The organism is Pseudomonas sp. R32 (genome assembly GCF_009866705.1).
GTDB lineage: Bacteria > Pseudomonadota > Gammaproteobacteria > Pseudomonadales > Pseudomonadaceae > Aquipseudomonas > Aquipseudomonas donghuensis.
This window is the reverse complement of sequence record NZ_CP019396.1, coordinates 17,970-36,157: the sequence shown is the minus strand read 5'-3', so window position 1 is coordinate 36,157 and position 18,188 is coordinate 17,970. Positions and strand designations below refer to the sequence as shown.

Here is an 18,188-nt window from a genome sequence, read left to right as displayed (position 1 = left end):
ACTACTTGAAGATCGAAAGATCCAAAGGCCGCACCGCCCCCATCCAGATCGCATGATCACGATGATCGGCCAGATCATCGCCGGTCAGCGGATGCAGAAACACCACCAACCCTCGGCGATACAACGCCAGCCAGGGCAACACCACCCCCACCACCTCAGGCCCGAACGCCAGTTGGCAGCTCCAGTCCGGATGCGGCCCGACCGGCTTCTGATGCATGCGCCCCATGGTCACCGGAAACAGCCGCGCGGCTTCTTCACACAGTTGCCGGGCCTGCTCCATGGTGCTGGCGTCATAGTAGATATGGGCGTGATAGCCTTTGATCCTTTGCACGAAAACTCCTGAATTACAACGAACCCGCAGGGTCTACGCGGGTCAAATGATCACCCGCTGCCAATGGAGTGATCTGGTGAAAAATGCCGAAACCCCAGCGTTCAAACTGGTCCTGCTGGGAGGTTTGAGCAGCCTGGGCAGCGCCCTGATGGCTGAACTGCTCAAGCGCCAGCATGAGGTGATCGCCGTGGTCGATAACCTCAACAGCCTGGCGCCACGCCCCGGCTTGCACTTCAAGACTGGCGGCCTGGACAACCCCGATCAGGCCGAGCAAAGCGTGGCCGGTGGCTCGGCAGTGGTCTGCCTGCTGCCTGCACTGGCGCCCGACGACTTTGCCGCACAACTGCGCATGAGCCAGGCGCTGATCGCAGGCATGACCCGCACCACTATACGCCGGCTGTTGCTGGTGGGCGATTTCAGCGTGCTCGATCAGGGCGAAGGGCACAGCGAGCAGCAACGGGCCTGTGCCGACCAGATCGTCGACCTGTTGCAACGCAGCCCGCTGCACTGGACCCTGATCAACAGTCCGCAGCAAGTCGCCGGCCTGGGCATCGAGCACTTTCACCAGACGCATGGCACCCTCGAACCCGGTCTGGCCGAACCACTGCAGCGCCTGGCACGGGTGGCAGCCGCCATGGTCGATGCCCTGGAGCTGAAACTGCACCACGGTGAGCACGTGAACTTTGTCTTCTGACACGGCTTGCACCCGAGCGTCGGACATCGCACCCTGAACAGCTTCTGCCTGCGATAGAGAGTCTTCATGGCCTGGCCTGATCGCCACCGACTGCTGCCGTTTCTCACCTGGCTGCCGCGCCAGACCCGAGCCAGCGCGCGCCGTGATCTGTTGGTGGGTCTGAGCGGGGCGATCCTGGCACTGCCACAATCGATCGCCTACGCCCTGATCGCCGGGCTGCCCGCCGAGTACGGGCTGTACGCGGCGATTGTGCCGGTGATGGTCGCCTGCCTCTGGGGTTCGTCCTGGCACCTGATCTGCGGGCCAACGGCGGCGATCTCCATCGTTCTCTACGCCAGCGTCAGCCCGCTGGCGGTCGCTGGCAGCAGCGACTACATCACCCTGATCCTGCTGCTGACCTTCCTCGCTGGGGTGTTTCAGTGGTTGCTGGGGCTGTTGCGCTTTGGCGCGCTGGTCAATTTTGTCTCGCAATCGGTGGTGCTGGGCTTCACCCTGGGTGCTGCGGTGGTGATCGCGCTTGGACAACTGCCCAACTTGCTGGGGATGAACCTGCCCAGCCAGGCCACGGCCTTGAAGACCCTGCAACACCTGCTGGAGCACGCCGGGGAGGTGGATTGGCCTTCGTTATTGCTCGGCCTGGGCACTGTGCTGCTGGGTGCTGCGGTAAAGATGCTGCGCCCGCGCTGGCCCGGCCTGTTGATAACGTTGACGCTCGCCAGCTTGCTGGGCTGGTCGCTACCAGGGCTATTTGGCCATGTGCAGTTGGTACCCGGCTTCATCGGCCAGTTGCCACCGTTGAGTCCGTTGCCACTGCTGGACCTGGAATTGATCCTGCGTCTGCTGCCCAGCGCCGTGGCGGTCGGCATGCTCGGCCTGGTCACCAGCCTGTCGATTGCCCGCTCGCTGTCATCGCACTCTGAACAGCTCATCGACGCCAATCAGGAGATCCGCGCTCAGGGCCTGTCGAACATGGTCGGCGGATTCTTCTCCGGCTATCTGTCGTCCGGTTCCTTCACCCGCTCCGGGCTCAGCTATGACGCTGGCGCCCGCTCGCCCCTGGCGGGGGTGTTTGCCGCCCTGTGGGTAACCTTGTTTGCGGTGACCGGGGCGGGGTTGATCGCGCATATCCCGATCCCGGCCATGGCTGGCAGTATCCTGCTGATCTGCTGGGGCCTGGTTGATCATCGGGCGATACGTGCGCTATTCCGGGTCAGCCGTTCGGAATTCCTGGTCATGGCCCTGACGGGCGCCGCCACCTTGTTGCTGGAACTGCAAACGGCCATCTACGCCGGGGTGCTGGCGTCGCTGTTCTTTTACCTCAAGCGCACCTCGCGACCACGGGTACAGCAGTCCCGGGAGGGCGATGCCGATGTACTGCGTGTAGGCGGTTCAATCTTCTTTGGCGCCAGTCATTACCTGCAGGTACGCCTGCAACGTTGCCAGGGCCCGCAGGTGGTGATCGATGCGCGGCAGATCAATTTCATCGACTATTCCGGGGTCGACATGCTGCACCGCGAGGCACGACGGCTAGGTCGCGCAGGCGGCAGCCTGACGCTGCAACGGGCGCGCCCGCAAGTGATCGAGGAATTGCACAAACTCGAAGGGGCAGCGAACTGCCCGATCCGCTTCGAGGATTAGCCGCGCGCCAGTTGGCGGCGCAATTCGTCCAGCACCGGGGCGGTGTCGGGACGCACGCCACGCCAGATGAAGAACGCCTCGGCGGCCTGTTCGGCGAGCATGCCCAGGCCATCCAGGACCTTGGCGGCCTTGTGCTCGCTGGCCCAACGGCAGAAAGGCGTCGGCTCCTTGCCATACATCATGTCGTAGCACACGGTGTTACCCGGCTCGATCAGGCTGGCGGAGATGGGCGGCAGTTCACCGGCAAGGCTGGCAGAAGTCGCATTGATGATCAGGTCGACCGGCTCTTCAAGCCAGTCGAAACCGCTGGCAGCCACCGGCCCCAGGTCGGCGAACTCACGGGCCAGTTGTTCGGCTTTTTCCACCGTGCGGTTGGCGATCACCAGCGATGCCGGGTTGTGTGCCAGCAACGGCTCCAGCACCCCGCGCACGGCCCCGCCGGCGCCGAGCAGCAGGATGCGTTTGCCGGTCAGTTGCACACCGGCATTGACGGTAAGATCGCGGACCAACCCGGCGCCATCGGTGTTATCGCCCTGCAGGCTGCCGTCGACCAGCTTGCTCAGGGTGTTCACCGCCCCGGCGCGCTTGGCCCGCGGCGTCAGGCTATCGACCAGGCGATAGGCTTCTTCCTTGAACGGCACAGTGACGTTGGCACCCAGGCCCTGCTTGAAAAAGCCCTGGGCACACATGCTGAAATCATCCAGCGGCGCCAGCAAGGTGCTGTATTCCAACTGCTGGCCGGTCTGGTCGGCGAACAGACGGTGGATCAGCGGCGACTTGCTGTGGCCGATCGGGTTGCCGAATACAACGTACTGGTCCATTCACGCGGTTCCTGGGTCAAGGCCGGGCAGGCCCGGAAAGTTATCCACAGCAGCTCAATGGCTGGTCTTGGCCTCGCCAAGCCAGTCACGGTCCTGCAGGAAATACTCGGTCAGGCGCGCTTCTTCGCTGCCTGGCGCGGCCTTCCAATCGTACCCCCAACGCACGTGCGGTGGCAGCGACATCAGGATCGATTCGGTGCGCCCGCCCGATTGCAGGCCGAACAGGGTGCCACGGTCGTAGACCAGGTTGAACTCGACATAACGGCCGCGACGGTATTCCTGGAACTCACGCTGCTCGGCGGTGTAGGGCTGATCCTTGCGGCGCTGGACGATCGGCAGGTAAGCCTCGACATAGGCATCGCCAATGGCACGGATGAAGGCAAAGCAGGTATCGAAGTCCCACTCGTTCAGGTCATCGAAGAACAGGCCGCCAATACCCCGTGGTTCGCCGCGGTGCTTGAGGTGGAAGTAGCGGTCGCACCAGGCCTTGTAACGCGGATAGACGTCGGCACCGAAAGGCGCACAGGCGCGCTCGGCAACCCGGTGCCAGTGCACGCAGTCTTCTTCGTTACCGTAGTAAGGCGTCAGGTCAAAGCCACCGCCGAACCACCAGACGGCTTCTTCACCTTCTTTCTCGGCAATGAAGAAACGCACGTTGGCGTGTGAGGTCGGTACATGCGGGTTATGCGGGTGGATCACCAACGACACGCCCAACGCTTCGAAGCCACGCCCGGCCAGCTCCGGCCGGTGGGCACTGGCCGATGGCGGCAGACCGCTGCCGAAAACGTGAGAGAAGTTCACCCCACCTTTCTCGATGACCTTGCCATCACCGATCACCCGGGTCCGCCCACCGCCGCCGGCCTCGCGCGTCCAGGCATCCTCGACAAAGCGGGCACCACCGTCTTCGTTTTCGAGGGCGGTGCAGATACGGTCTTGCAGGTCGAGCAGGTAGGCTTTCACGGCCTCGGTGCGGCTAGTCATCAGGTCACCTGGAAGCGGGCTAAGGCAAATTCGGCGCGTAGCATACCACCGGCGGCAGGCTGGCCGCAGTTGACGGCGATCAAGCAAAGGCGTCCGATAGGGGTTTTCCCGGTACCTTCAGGAGAGTGCAGATGGCCAAGCGTATTCAGTTCAGCCAGCATGGCGGCCCCGAAGTCCTCACCCTGGTCGACTTCGAGCCGGCGGCGCCCGGCCCGCAGCAAGTTCGCGTGCGTAACCAGGCAATCGGCCTGAACTTCATCGATACCTACTTTCGCAGCGGCCTCTATGCGCCGCCATCGCTGCCCTCGGGCCTGGGCACTGAAGGCGCCGGGGTGGTCGAGGCAGTGGGTGAGCAGGTCTCTGGGCTGAAAATCGGCGACCGCGTCGCCTATGCCGGCGGCCCGCTGGGTGCCTACAGCGAAGTGCATGTGCTGCCTGAAGCCAATCTGGTCAAGCTCCCCGACAGCATCAGCTTTGAGCAAGCGGCGGCAGTGATGCTCAAGGGCCTGACCGTGCAGTACCTGCTCAAGCAGACCTACGCGGTGCAGCCGGGCGATACCATTTTGTTCCATGCCGCCGCCGGGGGCGTCGGCTCGCTGGCCTGCCAATGGGCCAAGGCATTGGGAGCCAGGTTGATCGGTACGGTCAGCAGTGCCGAGAAGGCTGAACGGGCCAAGGCCCTGGGTGCCTGGGCAACCATTGATTACAGCCGCGAAGACGTGGTCCAGCGGGTACTGGAACTGACCGACGGAAAGAAATGCCCGGTGGTGTACGACGGCGTTGGCCAGGACACCTGGCTGACCTCGCTGGACTGCCTGGCGCCGCGCGGGTTGATGGTCAGCTTCGGCAATGCCTCTGGCGCGGTGAGCGGCGTCAACCTTGGCATCCTGGCGCAGAAGGGCTCGCTGTATGTCACCCGGCCAACCCTGGCCAGCTACGCCAACAATGCACAAAACACCCAGGCGATGGCGGATGACCTGTTTGCGATGATCACCAGCGGCAAGTTGACTGTGGATATCCAGCAACGCTATCCACTGAGCGAGGCGGCCAAGGCGCAGAGCGAGCTGTCGGCGCGCAGGACGGTGGGGTCGACGGTGTTGCTGCCTTGAATCGGAGATGAATTCATCGCCGGCAAGGCCGGCTCCCACAGGGCTCTCGGTAAACCTTGTGGGAGCTGGCTGGCCAGCGATCAGGGCATCAACCGGCCCGCACAACCTCGCCGGTCACCAGGTCACGAATCACACTCGGATTACGCCGCCCACCCAAGGCGCCACCGAGCACCATGTCCAGCTGCCCACGGAAGTACTGCTCGACCCGCAAGCGGGTCTTGGCGGCTGGGCGGCCTTGCGGGTTGGCCGACGTGGAAATCAGCGGCCCGACCAGCGCGCACAAGTCGCGTACCACCGGATGATCGCTGACGCGCAGGGCCACTGTGTCATGCACCCCGGTAATCCACTCTGGGAGCAGGTTCTGATGCGGCACCAGCCAGGTGTTCGGTCCCGGCCAGGTCGCAGACATGCGGTCCAGCCAGGTTTCGGGGAAATCCTCGAAAAGGAAGTCGAACTGGCGGATATTATCGGCGATCAGGATTAATCCCTTGTCGACCGAGCGCGACTTGATTGCCAGCAGGCGATCCACCGCTTCTTCGTTCCACGGGTCACAGCCCAGGCCCCAGACCGCCTCGGTCGGGTAGGCAATCACCGCACCGGCCCGAATTTCACGCGCGGCTTGTTGCACACGCCAACTGCTCACCATTGCTTTCACTCCGCATAAAGGCAGATAGCAGTGTACTTAGCCAGGCCGGGCAAACCAACGCCCAGCTTCATTGCAGACGCTGCCCGCCAGCTCCAGCTCAGTCAGCGCCGCCAACACCCTGGGCAACGGCCAGCCACTGCTGCTGGCCAGCCCCTCGGTGGTTTGCGGCGCAGCCAGCAACAGATCGACCAGTTCATGGCGGGGGGTGGCGGCCGCCTGCAAGGGCGGCAAGCGCTGCCAACCCTGCAAGGTCTCGACGATCTGGTCGACGGTTTCCACCAGCAAGGCGCCATCGCGGATCAACTGGTGACAACCCTTGGACCCTGGGTGATGAATCGAGCCTGGAATCGCATACACCTCCCGGCCTTGCTCGGCGGCCAGGCGTGCGGTGATCAGCGAGCCACTGGCAAGACTCGCCTCGACCACCAGCACGCCCAGTGACAGGCCGCTGATGATCCGGTTACGCCGGGGAAAGTTGCTGGCTGTCGGCCCGGCATCCAGCGGAAACTCGGAAATCACCGCGCTGCCTTGCGCGATCATTGCGGCCGCCAGCGCCCTGTGACGCTGTGGATAAAGTTTTTGCAGCCCGGTACCCAACACGCCGATGGTCTGCCCGCCAGCATCCAGGGCAGCCTGATGCGCGGCGCCATCGACCCCCAGGGCCAGGCCGCTGGTAATGACAAAACCACCCCGGGAAAGACTGCGAGAGAAAGCCGCAGCGGTATCCAGCGCCGGCCTGGAAGCCCGGCGACTGCCGACGATCGCCAGCTGTGGTTTTTCCAGGATGGCCGGGTTGCCGGCAATGAACAGCAGCGGCGGGGCGTCCCCCAGTTCGGCCAGCAAGCCAGGGTAGCAGGGCTCGTCCCACATCAACAAATGCTGGTCACAAGCCTCTAGCCAGCGCATTGCAGCCGCCGCGCCATCGCGCACGCCAAGGCTGCGCCGGGCATCGCTGCTCTCTGCCGGTACCTGCAGCGCGCGCCAGGCCGAGGCCGGCGCGCTGAGTGCCGCCGAGGCATTGCCGAAGGCCTGGATAAGGGTGTGAAAACGCCGCGGCCCCAGGGACGGCAGCAAATGAAGACGCAAGCGCGCTTCGAGTTCGGCGGGTGAACACGCCGACGATAAGGGTTGCGACATAACGATCATCCTTGATCGGGCAGCCCGGGTCTGCCGTGAAGAAGCTGTGGATAACTCTGTTGATAATACTTTGACAACCGGTTGAAGGATTTCCCTCAAGGGCATTCCTTCAGGCTTGCAGGCACGGGTGCGAAAGCCCCCTGAAACCTTAGCTGACCTTTGCCAGGTGCCGAATGCGCCGAATCCCTTTATTATGTGTACTCATGTTTGTAATTCATCGCACAGTGCAGCTCATACGCTTATGGCCATTCTGAACATCCTCGAATTCCCGGACCCGCGCCTTCGTACCATCGCCAAACCGGTGAGCGAAGTCGACGACGGCGTTCGCCAGTTGATCGATGACATGTTTGAAACCATGTACGAAGCCCCTGGCATCGGTCTCGCCGCCACCCAGATCAACGTGCACAAGCGCATCGTGGTCATGGACCTGAGCGAGGATCGCAGCGAGCCACGGGTGTTCATCAACCCCGAGCTCGAGATGCTGACCGACGAAATGGATCAGTACCAGGAAGGCTGCCTGTCGGTGCCCGGCTTCTACGAGAACGTCGATCGCCCGATACGGGTCAAGGTCAAGGCGCTGGATCGCGACGGCAAGCCGTACGAGCTGGTCGCCGAAGGCCTGCTGGCAGTGTGCATCCAGCATGAGTGCGACCACCTCAACGGCAAGCTGTTCGTTGACTACCTGTCGACGCTCAAACGCGACCGAATCAAGAAGAAGCTGGAAAAACAGCATCGCCAGCAAGCTTGATCTCCTCTTCCCAAAGGCTTGCTCCGGCAAGCCTTTTTCTTTTTAAGCGAGAACTCCATGCGCATTGTCTTCGCAGGCACCCCAGAGTTTGCCGCCGAACACCTCAAGGCCCTGATCGACAGCCCCTATGACGTGGTGGCGGTCTACACCCAGCCGGACCGCCCGGCCGGGCGTGGGCAAAAACTGATGCCAAGCGCGGTCAAGCAACTGGCTGTGGATAACGGCATCCAGGTCCTGCAACCGCCGACCCTGCGTAACGCCGAGGCGCAAGCGGAACTGGCAGCCCTGCAACCGGACCTGATGGTGGTGGTCGCCTACGGCCTGATCCTGCCGCAGGCGGTGCTGGATATTCCGCGCCTGGGCTGCATCAACAGTCACGCTTCGCTGCTGCCTCGCTGGCGTGGCGCCGCGCCGATCCAACGTGCGGTCGAAGCCGGCGACAGCGAAAGCGGCGTCACCGTAATGCGGATGGAAGCAGGCCTGGACACCGGGCCGATGCTGCTCAAGGTCAGCACCCCGATCAGTGCCAGCGACACCGGCGGCACCTTGCACGATCGCCTGGCCGAAATGGGCCCGCCAGCCGTACTCGAGGCCGTTGCCGGTCTTGCTGCTGGCACCTTGCAGGGTGAAGTTCAGGACGACAGCCTGGCCACTTATGCACACAAGCTGAACAAGGACGAAGCGCGCCTGGACTGGAGCCGCCCGGCGGTTGAGCTGGAGCGCCTGATTCGCGCCTTCAACCCGTGGCCGATCTGCCACAGCACCCTCAACGGGGAAGCGGTGAAGGTCCTCGCTGCGAACTTATCCACAGGCTCGGGCGCCCCGGGTGAAATTCTCTCTGCCAGCAAGGACGGGCTGATCGTCGCCTGCGGTGAACAGGCGCTGTGCCTGACCCGTCTGCAGTTGCCTGGCGGCAAGGCACTGAACTTCAGCGACCTGTTCAACAGCCGCCGCGAAAAATTCGCCACCGGCACGGTGCTTGGCCAATGAATCCACGTTTGGCAGCCGCCCGCGCCCTGGCGGCAGTACTCAGTGGCAAGGCGTCGCTGAACAGCTCGCTGCCAAGCCAGCTGGACAAGGTCGAAGCACGTGACCGCGGCCTGACCCAGGACCTGGCCTTCGGCACCGCGCGCTGGCAACCACGCCTGTCGGCCCTGGCCGAGCGCCTGTTGCAGAAGCCGTTCAAGGCCGCCGATGCCGACGTCGAGGCGCTGCTGCTGGTCGGTCTGTACCAACTGCTCTACACGCGCGTCCCCGCGCACGCCGCCATCGGCGAAACCGTAGGCTGTGCCGAGAAACTGAAAAAGCCCTGGGCCAAGGGCTTGCTCAACGCCGTATTGCGCCGTGCGCAACGGGAAAGCAGCGAGATCTTCGCCGAACTCGAACGCGACCCGGTCGTACGCACCGCGCACCCGCGCTGGCTGCAAAAGTCGCTCAAGGCCTTCTGGCCCGAGCATTGGGAAGCCATCTGCGCCGCCAACAACGCCCATCCGCCGATGATCCTGCGGGTCAACCGCCGCCATCACAGCCGCGATGCCTACCTCGAACTGCTGCGTGAAGCCGGCCTTGAAGCGGCGCCCTGCCAGTTCAGCGGCGACGGCATCCTGCTCGCCGAAGCCTGCGATGTCCGCGGCCTGCCCGGTTTCGACCAGGGCTGGATCAGCGTCCAGGACGAAGCCGCACAACTGGCCGCCGACCTGCTCGACCTGGCCCCCGGCCAGCGCGTGCTCGACGCCTGCTGCGCCCCGGGTGGCAAGACCTGCCACCTGCTGGAAGCCCAAGCCGGGCTCGATGCCGTCGTTGCCATTGACCTGGAAGCCAAACGCCTGACCCGCGTGCGCGAGAACCTCGATCGCCTCGGCCTCGACGCCCAGTTGATCGCCTGCGACGCCCGCGACACCGCCAGCTGGTGGGACGGCAAGGGCTTCCAGCGCATCCTGCTCGACGCGCCGTGCTCAGCCACCGGGGTGATCCGCCGCCATCCGGACATCAAGCTGACCCGCCAGGCCGACGACATCGCCGCCCTGGCCAGCCTGCAAGGCGAGCTGCTCGACGCCCTGTGGCCAACCCTCGAGGTCGGCGGCATCCTGCTCTACGCCACCTGCTCGACCCTGCCGACGGAAAACACCGAAGTGATCGAGGCGTTCCTCGCCCGCACCCCCGGTGCGCGTGAGCTGGACCTGGCGACCCAGGCCGGTATCCGCCAGCCCCATGGCCGCCAGCTGCTGGCCCAGGAAGGCGGGCACGACGGCTTCTACTATGCCAAGCTGATCAAAATCGCCGCCGCGCGCGGATAACAAGAGAAGGGAACAGCGGATGAAGATCATCATCCTCGGCGCAGGGCAGGTCGGCGGTACGCTGGCTGAACACCTGGCCAGCGAAGCCAACGACATCACCGTGGTCGACACCGATGGCGACCGTCTGCGCGACCTCGGCGACCGCCTGGACATCCGCACCGTGCAAGGCCGCGCCTCCTTTCCAACCGTGCTGCGCCAGGCCGGTGCCGATGACGCCGACATGCTGGTGGCGGTGACCAACAGCGACGAGACCAACATGGTCGCCTGTCAGGTTGCCCATACCCTGTTCCACACCCCGACCAAGATCGCCCGGGTGCGCGAATCGGCCTACCTGACTCGCGCCGGCCTGTTCGACAACGACGCCATTCCGGTCGACGTGCTGATCAGCCCCGAGCAGGTGGTCACCCACTACATCAAGCGCCTGATCGAACACCCCGGCGCCCTGCAGGTGATCGACTTCGCCGAAGGCAAAGCCCAGCTGGTAGCGGTCAAGGCCTACTACGGCGGGCCGCTGGTAGGCCAGCAACTGCGCCAGATCCGCGCGCACATGCCCAATGTCGACACCCGCGTGGCGGCGATCTTTCGCCGTGACCGGCCGATCCTGCCGCAGGGCGACACGGTTATCGAAGCCGACGACGAAGTGTTCTTCATCGCCGCCAAGGCGCACATCCGTGCGGTGATGGGCGAGCTGCGGCGCATCGACGAGACCAACAAGCGCGTAGTCATCGCGGGCGGCGGGCAGATCGGCGAACGCCTGGCCGAGGCCATCGAAAGCCGCTACCAGGTGAAAATCATCGAGATGAACCCGGCCCGTTGCCGGCACCTGTCCGACACCCTGGAAAGCACCGTGGTACTGCAGGGCAGCGCCTCGGACCGTGACCTGATGCTGGAAGAGAACATTGCCGAAGCCGACATCTTCCTGGCCCTGACCAACGATGATGAAGCCAACATCATGTCCTCGCTGCTGGCCAAGCGCCTGGGCGCGCGCAAGGTGATGACCATCATCAACAACCCGGCCTATGTCGACCTGGTCCAGGGTGGCGAAATCGACATCGCCATCAGCCCGCAGCTGGCCACCATCGGCACCCTGCTGGCCCACGTGCGCCGCGGCGATATCGTCAGCGTGCACTCGCTGCGCCGGGGTGCGGCCGAGGCCATCGAGGCCATTGCCCACGGTGACTCGAAGTCGAGCAAGGTAATCGGCAAGGCCATCGAAGACATCGCCCTGCCACCGGGCACCACCATCGGCGCGATCATCCGCGACGAAGAAGTACTGATCGCCCATGACGACACGGTGATTGAAGCCGGCGACCACGTGATCCTCTTCGTTGTGGATAAAAAGTACATCCGTGACGTCGAGAAGCTGTTCCATGTAGGGTTGAGCTTCTTCTAAGGGGGGCCTGGAATGCGCGAATCACTGGAAAAGATGCTGGCCAAGGGTGTGGATAACGCCCTGTTGCGTTTCGGCCTGGGCAAGGCCTGGCTCGATGAGGGCAATGGCGCCGAGGCGGCCGTGTACTTGCAGCGCTGCGTCGAGCACGACCCGAAGTACTCGGCGGCGTGGAAGCTGCTGGGCAAGGCGCATCAGCTACAGGGTGACCTGGCGGCGGCGCGCAAGGCCTGGGAGCAGGGGCTGGAAGCGGCTCGCGCACATGGCGACAAGCAGGCCGAGAAAGAGATGACGGTATTTCTGAAGAAGCTCGACAGGGCTGTTTAGGACCGCTTCGCGGTCCATCGCCGGCAACGCCGCTCCCACAACTGATGGCCAAACTCGATCCTGTGGGAGCTGGCTTGCCAGCGATAGGGCCCTCAATACCAGCGTGGCTCACCCGCCGGGCGCTTCTTGAAGCGCTTCATGCTCCACATGTATTGGCTCGGATACGCCCGCACATAGCGCTCGACCACCTGGCTCATGGCCGCCGCCGAGGTTTCGGTGTCTTCGCTGTACATCGCCTCGGGCGCCGCTTCCAGAATGACCTTGAAACCGGAACCGTCCGGCAGGCGCAGGGCATGCAGGAACACCCCGACCGCCTTGCCGCCCGCGAGCATGTTCGGCACGAACTTGCTGGTCAGTGCCTTGGTGGCAAAGAATGGCACGAAGATGCCCGCCGATTCGGCCGGCTCCGGGTCGGCCGGAATCCCCACCTGACCGCCTTTGCGCACTTCCTTGATGATGCTCAGGATGCCTTCCTTGGTCGACGCCGCCACGCGGTTGCCCAGTTGCACGCGCTGTTCGCGCAGCAGGTCATCGACCGCCTTGAGCTTGGGCGGGCGGTAGAAAATGATCGGTTTGCACTGGCTGCAATAGAAGTGGTTGAGCACTTCCCAGTTACCCAGGTGGCTGGTAATGCCGACCACGCCCTTGCCCGAAGCCAGGGCAGCTTCAAGCACTTCCAGGCCTTCGACCTCACGCACCAGGTCGAGCGAGCGCTGGGCCGGCCAGATCCAGGCGCAGGCACTCTCGGTGAAGGATTTGCCGATGTCCATCAGGGTCCGGCCCACCAGTCGCTCACGGGCAACCGGGTCCATTTCCGGGAAGCATTTGGCCAGGTTGATGCGCACCACGTTGCGCGAACTGTTCGGCACCTTCCACATGATCCAGCCGATGGCCGCGCCGACCCGCTGTACCGCGCCCCAAGGGAGCTTGGCAAACAACCGCAACGCCCCGACCATCAAGGCGCCCTTGAATTTATCCACAGGCTGGTTCCTCTTTCTGCAAGCCGGCCATTGTAACCCTCAGCGCAGCAGAGCGGCGTAGCGATCACAATCGGTGGTGTGGTCCATGACCATGCCGGTGGCCTGCATGAAGGCGTAGCAGATGGTCGGGCCGACAAAGGTGAAACCGGCTTTCTGCAAGGCCTTGCTCATTGCCGTGGCTTCCTCGGTGACTGCTGGCACCTCGCTACGCTGAACGAAATGATTGATTTTCGGCGCACCGCCGACGAACGACCAAAGCCAATCAGCGGGGTGTTCCAGCTCCAGCCAGGCCCGCGCATTGCGCCGTGCGGCATTGAGCTTGAGGCGGTTGCGGATGATGCCCGGGTCGAGCATGCGCTCCTCGATTTCTTCATCGCTCATCTGCGCCAGGCGCTGCGGGTCAAAGCCGAACAGTACCTGGCGGTAGCGTTCGCGCTTTTTCAGCACGGTGATCCACGACAACCCGGCCTGGAAGCCTTCCAGCAGCAACATCTCGAACAGCTGGCGCGGATCACGCTGCGGCGTGCCCCACTCCTGGTCGTGGTAAGCCTGGTAAAGCGGATCGTCGGTACACCAAAAGCAACGTGGCATAAGGCTCCAAGGGTAGAGGCCTGCGCGAATCGGGTTATACTCCCGCTCTTTATATTCGCAGCCCTAGAAACAGGTGAATTTCGTGAGCCAGCCTACGCCAGCCGTGCGTACCTTCCAAGACTTGATCCTCGCCCTGCAGAACTACTGGGCCGAGCAAGGTTGTGTGGTGCTTCAGCCCTACGATATGGAAGTAGGCGCCGGCACTTTCCATACTGCCACGTTCCTGCGCGCCATCGGCCCGGAAACCTGGAACGCCGCCTATGTGCAGCCTAGCCGTCGTCCGGCGGATGGCCGTTATGGCGAAAACCCGAACCGCCTGCAGCACTACTATCAGTTCCAGGTGGTGCTCAAGCCGAACCCGGCGAACTTCCAGGAACTGTACCTGGGCTCGCTGAAAGCCATTGGCCTCGACCCGCTGGTGCACGACATCCGTTTCGTCGAAGACAACTGGGAATCGCCGACCCTCGGCGCCTGGGGCCTGGGTTGGGAAATCTGGCTCAACGGCATGGAAGTCACCCAGTTCACCTACTTCCAGCAAGTAGGCGGCATCGAGTGCTTCCCGGTCACCGGTGAAATCACCTACGGCCTGGAACGCCTGGCCATGTACCTGCAGGGCGTTGATTCGGTCTACGACCTGATCTGGACCGACGGCCCATTCGGCAAGGTGACCTACGGCGACGTGTTCCACCAGAACGAAGTGGAGCAGTCGACCTACAACTTCGAGCACGCCAACGTCGAGAAGCTGTTCGAGCTGTTCGACTTCTACGAGAGCGAAGCCAACCGCCTGATCGAGCTGGAGCTGCCGCTACCGACCTATGAAATGGTCCTCAAGGCCTCGCATACCTTCAACCTGCTCGATGCCCGTCGCGCCATCTCGGTGACCGAGCGTCAGCGTTACATCCTGCGTGTACGGACCCTGGCCCGCGCCGTGGCCCAGAGTTACCTGCAAGCCCGCGCCAAGCTGGGCTTCCCGATGGCGTCCCCTGAATTGCGTGATGAAGTGTTGGCTAAGCTGGAGGCTGCACAATGAGTGCTCAAGATTTCCTGGTTGAACTGGGCACCGAAGAACTGCCACCCAAGGCCCTGAGCAGCCTTGCTGATGCCTTCCTCGCCGGTATCGAAAAAGGCCTGCAGGCCGCAGGCCTGAACTACACCGACAAGCAGGTGTTCGCCGCGCCGCGCCGCCTGGCCGTACTGATCCGCAACCTCGACACCCAGCAGCCGGACCGCAGCGTCAACCTTGACGGCCCGCCACGCCAGGCGGCCTTCGACGCTGAAGGCAACCCGACCCAGGCCGCCCTGGGCTTTGCCAAGAAGTGCGGGGTAGAGCTGTCGGATATCGACCAGAGCGGCGCCAAGCTGCGCTTCTCCCAGCACATCCCGGGCAAGGCCACCGCCAGCCTGCTGCCAACCATCGTCGAAGACTCGCTCAACGACCTGCCGATCCCCAAGCGCATGCGCTGGGGTGCACGCAAGGAAGAGTTCGTGCGTCCGACCCAGTGGCTGGTCATGCTGCTCGGTGACGACGTGGTCGACTGCACCCTGCTGGCGCAGAAAGCCGGTCGCGAATCCCGTGGCCACCGCTTCCACCACCCGGAAAACGTGCGCATCAGTGCCCCGGCCAACTACCAGGAAGACCTGCGCAAGGCCTATGTCCTGGCCGATTTCGCCGAGCGCCGCGAGCTGATCAGCAAGCGCACCGCCGAACTTGCCCTGCAACAGGAAGGCAGCGCCATCGTGCCGCCAGCCCTGCTCGATGAAGTGACCGCCCTGGTTGAATGGCCGGTGCCGCTGGTGTGCTCGTTCGAGGAACGCTTCCTTGAAGTGCCTCAGGAAGCGCTGATCACCACCATGCAGGACAACCAGAAGTATTTCTGCCTGCTGGATGCCGACGGCAAGCTGCTGCCGCGCTTCATCACCGTGGCCAACGTCGAGAGCCGCGATCCGAAGCAGATCGTCGAAGGCAACGAGAAGGTCGTGCGCCCACGCCTGACCGACGCCGAGTTCTTCTTCAAGCAAGACAAGAAGCAGCCGCTGGAAAGCTTCAACGAGCGCCTGCAGAACGTGGTGTTCCAGGCCCAGCTGGGCAGCGTTTTCGACAAGGCCGAGCGGGTTGCCAAACTGGCCGCCTTCATCGCCCAGCGTATCGGCGGCGATGCCCAACGCGCGGCGCGTGCCGGTTTGCTGTCGAAGTGCGACCTGGCCACCGAGATGGTCGGTGAGTTCCCTGAGATGCAGGGTGTTGCCGGTTACTACTACGCCCTCAACGACGGCGAGCCGCAAGACGTCGCCCTGGCCCTGAACGAGCAGTACATGCCGCGCGGTGCCGGTGCTGATCTGCCGTCGACCCTGACCGGTGCGGCCGTGGCTATCGCCGACAAGCTCGACACCCTGGTCGGTATCTTCGGTATCGGCATGCTCCCGACCGGCAGCAAGGACCCCTACGCCCTGCGTCGTGCGGCACTGGGCGTACTGCGCATCCTGATCGAGAAGCAACTGGACCTGGACCTGAACGAAGCGGTGAACTTCGCCGTGACCCAGTTCGGCGCCAAGGTCAAGGCCGCAGGCCTGGCCGAACAGGTACTGGAGTTCGTCTTCGATCGTCTGCGTGCCCGTTACGAAGACGAAGGCATCGACGTTGCCACCTACCTGTCGGTACGTGCCCTCAAGCCAGGCTCGGCCCTGGACTTCGACCAGCGCGTGCAGGCCGTCCAGGCCTTCCGCCAATTGCCGGAAGCCGCAGCCCTGGCCGCGGTGAACAAGCGCGTGTCGAACCTGCTGAGCAAGGCCGAGGGCGCTGTCGCCACCACGGTCGAACCAAAGTACTTCGACAATGCCAACGAGTTCTCCCTGTACTCGGCGATCCAGCAAGCCGACCAGGCCGTGCAGCCAATGGCCGCCGCGCGCCAGTACAGCGAGTCGCTGGCGCGCCTGGCAGCCCTGCGTGAGCCGGTCGACGCCTTCTTCGAAGCGGTGATGGTCAACGCCGAGGACGCCAAAGTCCGCGCCAACCGTTATGCCCTGCTCAGCCGCCTGCGCGGTCTGTTCCTGGGCGTGGCTGACATTTCGCTGCTGGGGTAAGTCTTGAAGCTGCTGATTCTCGATCGGGACGGGGTGATCAACCAGGACTCCGACGCTTACATCAAGTCGCTGGACGAGTGGATTCCGATCCCCGGTTCGATCGAAGCGATTGCGCAGTTGAGCAAGGCCGGCTGGACGGTGGCGGTGGCCACCAATCAGTCCGGCATTGCCCGCGGCTACTACGACCTGGCGACCCTCGACGCCATGCATGCGCAGTTGCGCAGGCTGGTGGCCGAGCAGGGTGGCGAGGTCGGGCTGATCGTCTATTGCCCGCACGGGCCCGATGAGGGCTGCGCCTGCCGCAAACCCAAGCCGGGCATGCTCACCGCCATTGCCACGCACTACAACGTGAATCTGGCTGGCGTGTGGTTTGTCGGTGATAGTAAGGGTGACCTGGAAGCCGCTTTGGCCGTCGATGCTCAACCGATTCTGGTAAAAACCGGAAAAGGCGAGAAGACCCTGAGCAAGGGAATTCCTGAAAAAACGCTGATTTTCGATGATCTGGCAGCCATCGCCAGAGAACTTATCCACAAATAGCGCGCCTGCACAACAGGCGCACTTTTACTAGGCGGGCAAGCCCGCAACGGTACATGCCGCTATGTCGATCTTGCAGGCGATCAGAATTTTTCTTTTTTACCTGCTGCTGGGTACCAGCTCCTTGCTGTGGTGCACCCTGAGCTTTTTTATCGCGCCGTTTCTGCCATTCAGCGCCCGATATCGCTTTATCAACGTCTACTGGTGCCGCTTTGCGCTGGTGCTGGTACGGGTGTTTCTCAACATCAAGGTCAAGGTCACCGGGGCTGAGAACATCCCCAAGCAACCCTGTGTGATCCTCTCCAATCACCAGAGCACCTGGGAAACCTTTTTCCTTTCCGCCTATTTTTCGCCCTTGAGCCAGGTGCTCAAGCGTGAACTGCTGTACGTGCCGTTCTTCGGCTGGGCCATGGCCATGCTGCGGCCGATCGCCATCGATCGCGACAACCCCAAGGCCGCCTTGAAGCAAGTCGCCAGCAAGGGCGACAAGCTGCTTAAAGAGAACGTCTGGGTACTGATCTTTCCGGAAGGCACCCGCGTGCCGTTTGGCCAGATCGGCAAATTCTCGCGCAGCGGTGCCGCTTTGGCGGTAAACGCTGGCTTGCCGGTACTGCCGATCGCTCACAACGCCGGCAAGTTCTGGCCCAAGCAGGGCTGGGGCAAGCGCGCTGGCACCATCGAGGTGGTGATTGGCGCCCCGATGCATGCCGAAGGCAGCGGCCCACGGGCCATTGCCGAGCTCAACGACCGCGCTGCGGCATGGAACGAACAAACCCAGCGCGACCTCGGCTCACTGCCTGCAGCAGCGCCAAATCAAGCGCAGGGCGTGGCCTGACCGATCTGTGGATAACTTGTGTACAGTATTTGGATTTCTCAGCAGAAA

General features: G+C 63.3%; 19 protein-coding genes. 12 read left to right on the top strand and 7 right to left on the bottom strand.

Annotation, left to right across the window (positions count from 1 at the left end; genetic code table 11):
* Nucleotide 1: 1 nt before the first annotated feature.
* Nucleotides 2-331 carry a DOPA 4,5-dioxygenase family protein gene (locus tag PspR32_RS00160; RefSeq protein WP_159387935.1) on the bottom strand — a complete coding sequence of 110 codons (330 nt, stop codon included), beginning with the start codon at nucleotides 329-331 and terminating at the stop codon, nucleotides 2-4.
* 76 nt (nucleotides 332-407) lie between these two features.
* Between PspR32_RS00160 and PspR32_RS00155 the strand changes: the two genes are divergently transcribed.
* The gene (locus PspR32_RS00155) at nucleotides 408-1,025 is read left to right on the top strand and encodes an NAD(P)-dependent oxidoreductase (protein WP_010222673.1); all 618 of its coding nucleotides are present in this window, start codon (nucleotides 408-410) and stop codon (nucleotides 1,023-1,025) included.
* Between the two features lie 66 nt (nucleotides 1,026-1,091).
* Nucleotides 1,092-2,663 (top strand): SulP family inorganic anion transporter, encoded by a 1,572-nt coding sequence (locus tag PspR32_RS00150; protein ID WP_159387934.1) that lies wholly within the window; start codon nucleotides 1,092-1,094, stop codon nucleotides 2,661-2,663.
* Here the strand turns inward: PspR32_RS00150 and aroE are convergent.
* Nucleotides 2,660-3,484 carry a shikimate dehydrogenase gene (gene aroE / locus PspR32_RS00145; RefSeq protein WP_100781893.1) on the bottom strand — a complete coding sequence of 275 codons (825 nt, stop codon included), beginning with the start codon at nucleotides 3,482-3,484 and terminating at the stop codon, nucleotides 2,660-2,662. The two genes, PspR32_RS00150 and aroE, sit on opposite strands and share 4 nt — an antisense overlap.
* A 54-nt stretch (nucleotides 3,485-3,538) precedes the next feature.
* Complete coding sequence (gene hemF / locus PspR32_RS00140) at nucleotides 3,539-4,465, bottom strand: oxygen-dependent coproporphyrinogen oxidase (protein ID WP_036995297.1); 927 nt, start codon at nucleotides 4,463-4,465, stop codon at nucleotides 3,539-3,541.
* A gap of 131 nt (nucleotides 4,466-4,596) precedes the next feature.
* Here hemF and PspR32_RS00135 point away from each other — a divergent pair, with 131 nt between their 5' ends.
* Complete coding sequence (locus PspR32_RS00135) at nucleotides 4,597-5,574, top strand: NADPH:quinone reductase (protein WP_036995296.1); 978 nt, start codon at nucleotides 4,597-4,599, stop codon at nucleotides 5,572-5,574.
* 88 nt (nucleotides 5,575-5,662) lie between these two features.
* Here PspR32_RS00135 and PspR32_RS00130 read toward each other — a convergent pair whose 3' ends face one another.
* Together PspR32_RS00130 and dprA are read right to left on the bottom strand one after the other, a co-directional pair.
* Nucleotides 5,663-6,220: an L-threonylcarbamoyladenylate synthase gene (locus PspR32_RS00130; protein ID WP_010222680.1), complete on the bottom strand. Its 558-nt coding sequence runs from the start codon at nucleotides 6,218-6,220 to the stop codon at nucleotides 5,663-5,665.
* Nucleotides 6,221-6,256: 36 nt separating this feature from the next.
* Nucleotides 6,257-7,357 carry a DNA-processing protein DprA gene (gene dprA / locus PspR32_RS00125; RefSeq protein ID WP_036995295.1) on the bottom strand — a complete coding sequence of 367 codons (1,101 nt, stop codon included), beginning with the start codon at nucleotides 7,355-7,357 and terminating at the stop codon, nucleotides 6,257-6,259.
* Between the two features lie 241 nt (nucleotides 7,358-7,598).
* On the opposite strand from dprA, the gene def reads away from it, so the two are divergent.
* From def to PspR32_RS00100, 5 genes are read left to right on the top strand one after another with little or no spacing between them, the layout of a single operon-like run.
* Entirely contained in the window at nucleotides 7,599-8,105 is a 507-nt protein-coding gene (gene def, locus PspR32_RS00120) for a peptide deformylase (RefSeq protein ID WP_010222682.1), read from the top strand.
* Nucleotides 8,106-8,162: 57 nt separating this feature from the next.
* Nucleotides 8,163-9,095 carry a methionyl-tRNA formyltransferase gene (gene fmt, locus PspR32_RS00115; protein WP_036995294.1) on the top strand — a complete coding sequence of 311 codons (933 nt, stop codon included), beginning with the start codon at nucleotides 8,163-8,165 and terminating at the stop codon, nucleotides 9,093-9,095.
* On the top strand, nucleotides 9,092-10,402 hold the full coding sequence (gene rsmB, locus PspR32_RS00110; protein ID WP_010222684.1) for a 16S rRNA (cytosine(967)-C(5))-methyltransferase RsmB: 1,311 nt from the start codon (nucleotides 9,092-9,094) through the stop codon (nucleotides 10,400-10,402). The genes fmt and rsmB overlap by 4 nt, the downstream gene beginning before the upstream one ends.
* Nucleotides 10,403-10,421: 19 nt before the next feature.
* Nucleotides 10,422-11,795, top strand: coding sequence for a Trk system potassium transporter TrkA (gene trkA, locus PspR32_RS00105; protein WP_010222685.1), 1,374 nt, complete (start codon nucleotides 10,422-10,424; stop codon nucleotides 11,793-11,795).
* 12 nt (nucleotides 11,796-11,807) lie between these two features.
* A complete protein-coding gene (locus PspR32_RS00100) occupies nucleotides 11,808-12,119 on the top strand; it encodes a tetratricopeptide repeat protein (RefSeq protein WP_159387933.1) in 312 nt (103 codons plus the stop codon).
* A 92-nt stretch (nucleotides 12,120-12,211) separates the two neighbouring features.
* On the opposite strand, the gene PspR32_RS00095 is transcribed toward PspR32_RS00100, so the two are convergent.
* Nucleotides 12,212-13,099, bottom strand: a complete 888-nt coding sequence (locus tag PspR32_RS00095) for a lysophospholipid acyltransferase (RefSeq protein WP_036995291.1) — start codon at nucleotides 13,097-13,099, stop codon at nucleotides 12,212-12,214.
* Between the two features lie 39 nt (nucleotides 13,100-13,138).
* On the bottom strand, nucleotides 13,139-13,690 hold the full coding sequence (locus PspR32_RS00090; protein ID WP_010222688.1) for a DNA-3-methyladenine glycosylase I: 552 nt from the start codon (nucleotides 13,688-13,690) through the stop codon (nucleotides 13,139-13,141).
* Nucleotides 13,691-13,772: 82 nt separating this feature from the next.
* Here PspR32_RS00090 and glyQ point away from each other — a divergent pair, with 82 nt between their 5' ends.
* The 4 genes from glyQ to PspR32_RS00070 all read left to right on the top strand — a co-directional run bounded on the left by glyQ (nucleotide 13,773) and on the right by PspR32_RS00070 (nucleotide 18,140).
* Nucleotides 13,773-14,720: a glycine--tRNA ligase subunit alpha gene (gene glyQ / locus PspR32_RS00085; RefSeq protein ID WP_010222689.1), complete on the top strand. Its 948-nt coding sequence runs from the start codon at nucleotides 13,773-13,775 to the stop codon at nucleotides 14,718-14,720.
* A complete protein-coding gene (gene glyS / locus PspR32_RS00080) occupies nucleotides 14,717-16,771 on the top strand; it encodes a glycine--tRNA ligase subunit beta (RefSeq protein WP_159387932.1) in 2,055 nt (684 codons plus the stop codon). Before glyQ ends, glyS begins: the two co-directional genes overlap by 4 nt.
* A gap of 3 nt (nucleotides 16,772-16,774) precedes the next feature.
* The gene (gene gmhB, locus PspR32_RS00075; protein WP_010222692.1) at nucleotides 16,775-17,308 is read left to right on the top strand and encodes a D-glycero-beta-D-manno-heptose 1,7-bisphosphate 7-phosphatase; all 534 of its coding nucleotides are present in this window, start codon (nucleotides 16,775-16,777) and stop codon (nucleotides 17,306-17,308) included.
* Between the two features lie 61 nt (nucleotides 17,309-17,369).
* Nucleotides 17,370-18,140 (top strand): lysophospholipid acyltransferase family protein, encoded by a 771-nt coding sequence (locus PspR32_RS00070; RefSeq protein WP_010222693.1) that lies wholly within the window; start codon nucleotides 17,370-17,372, stop codon nucleotides 18,138-18,140.
* Nucleotides 18,141-18,188: the final 48 nt, after the last annotated feature.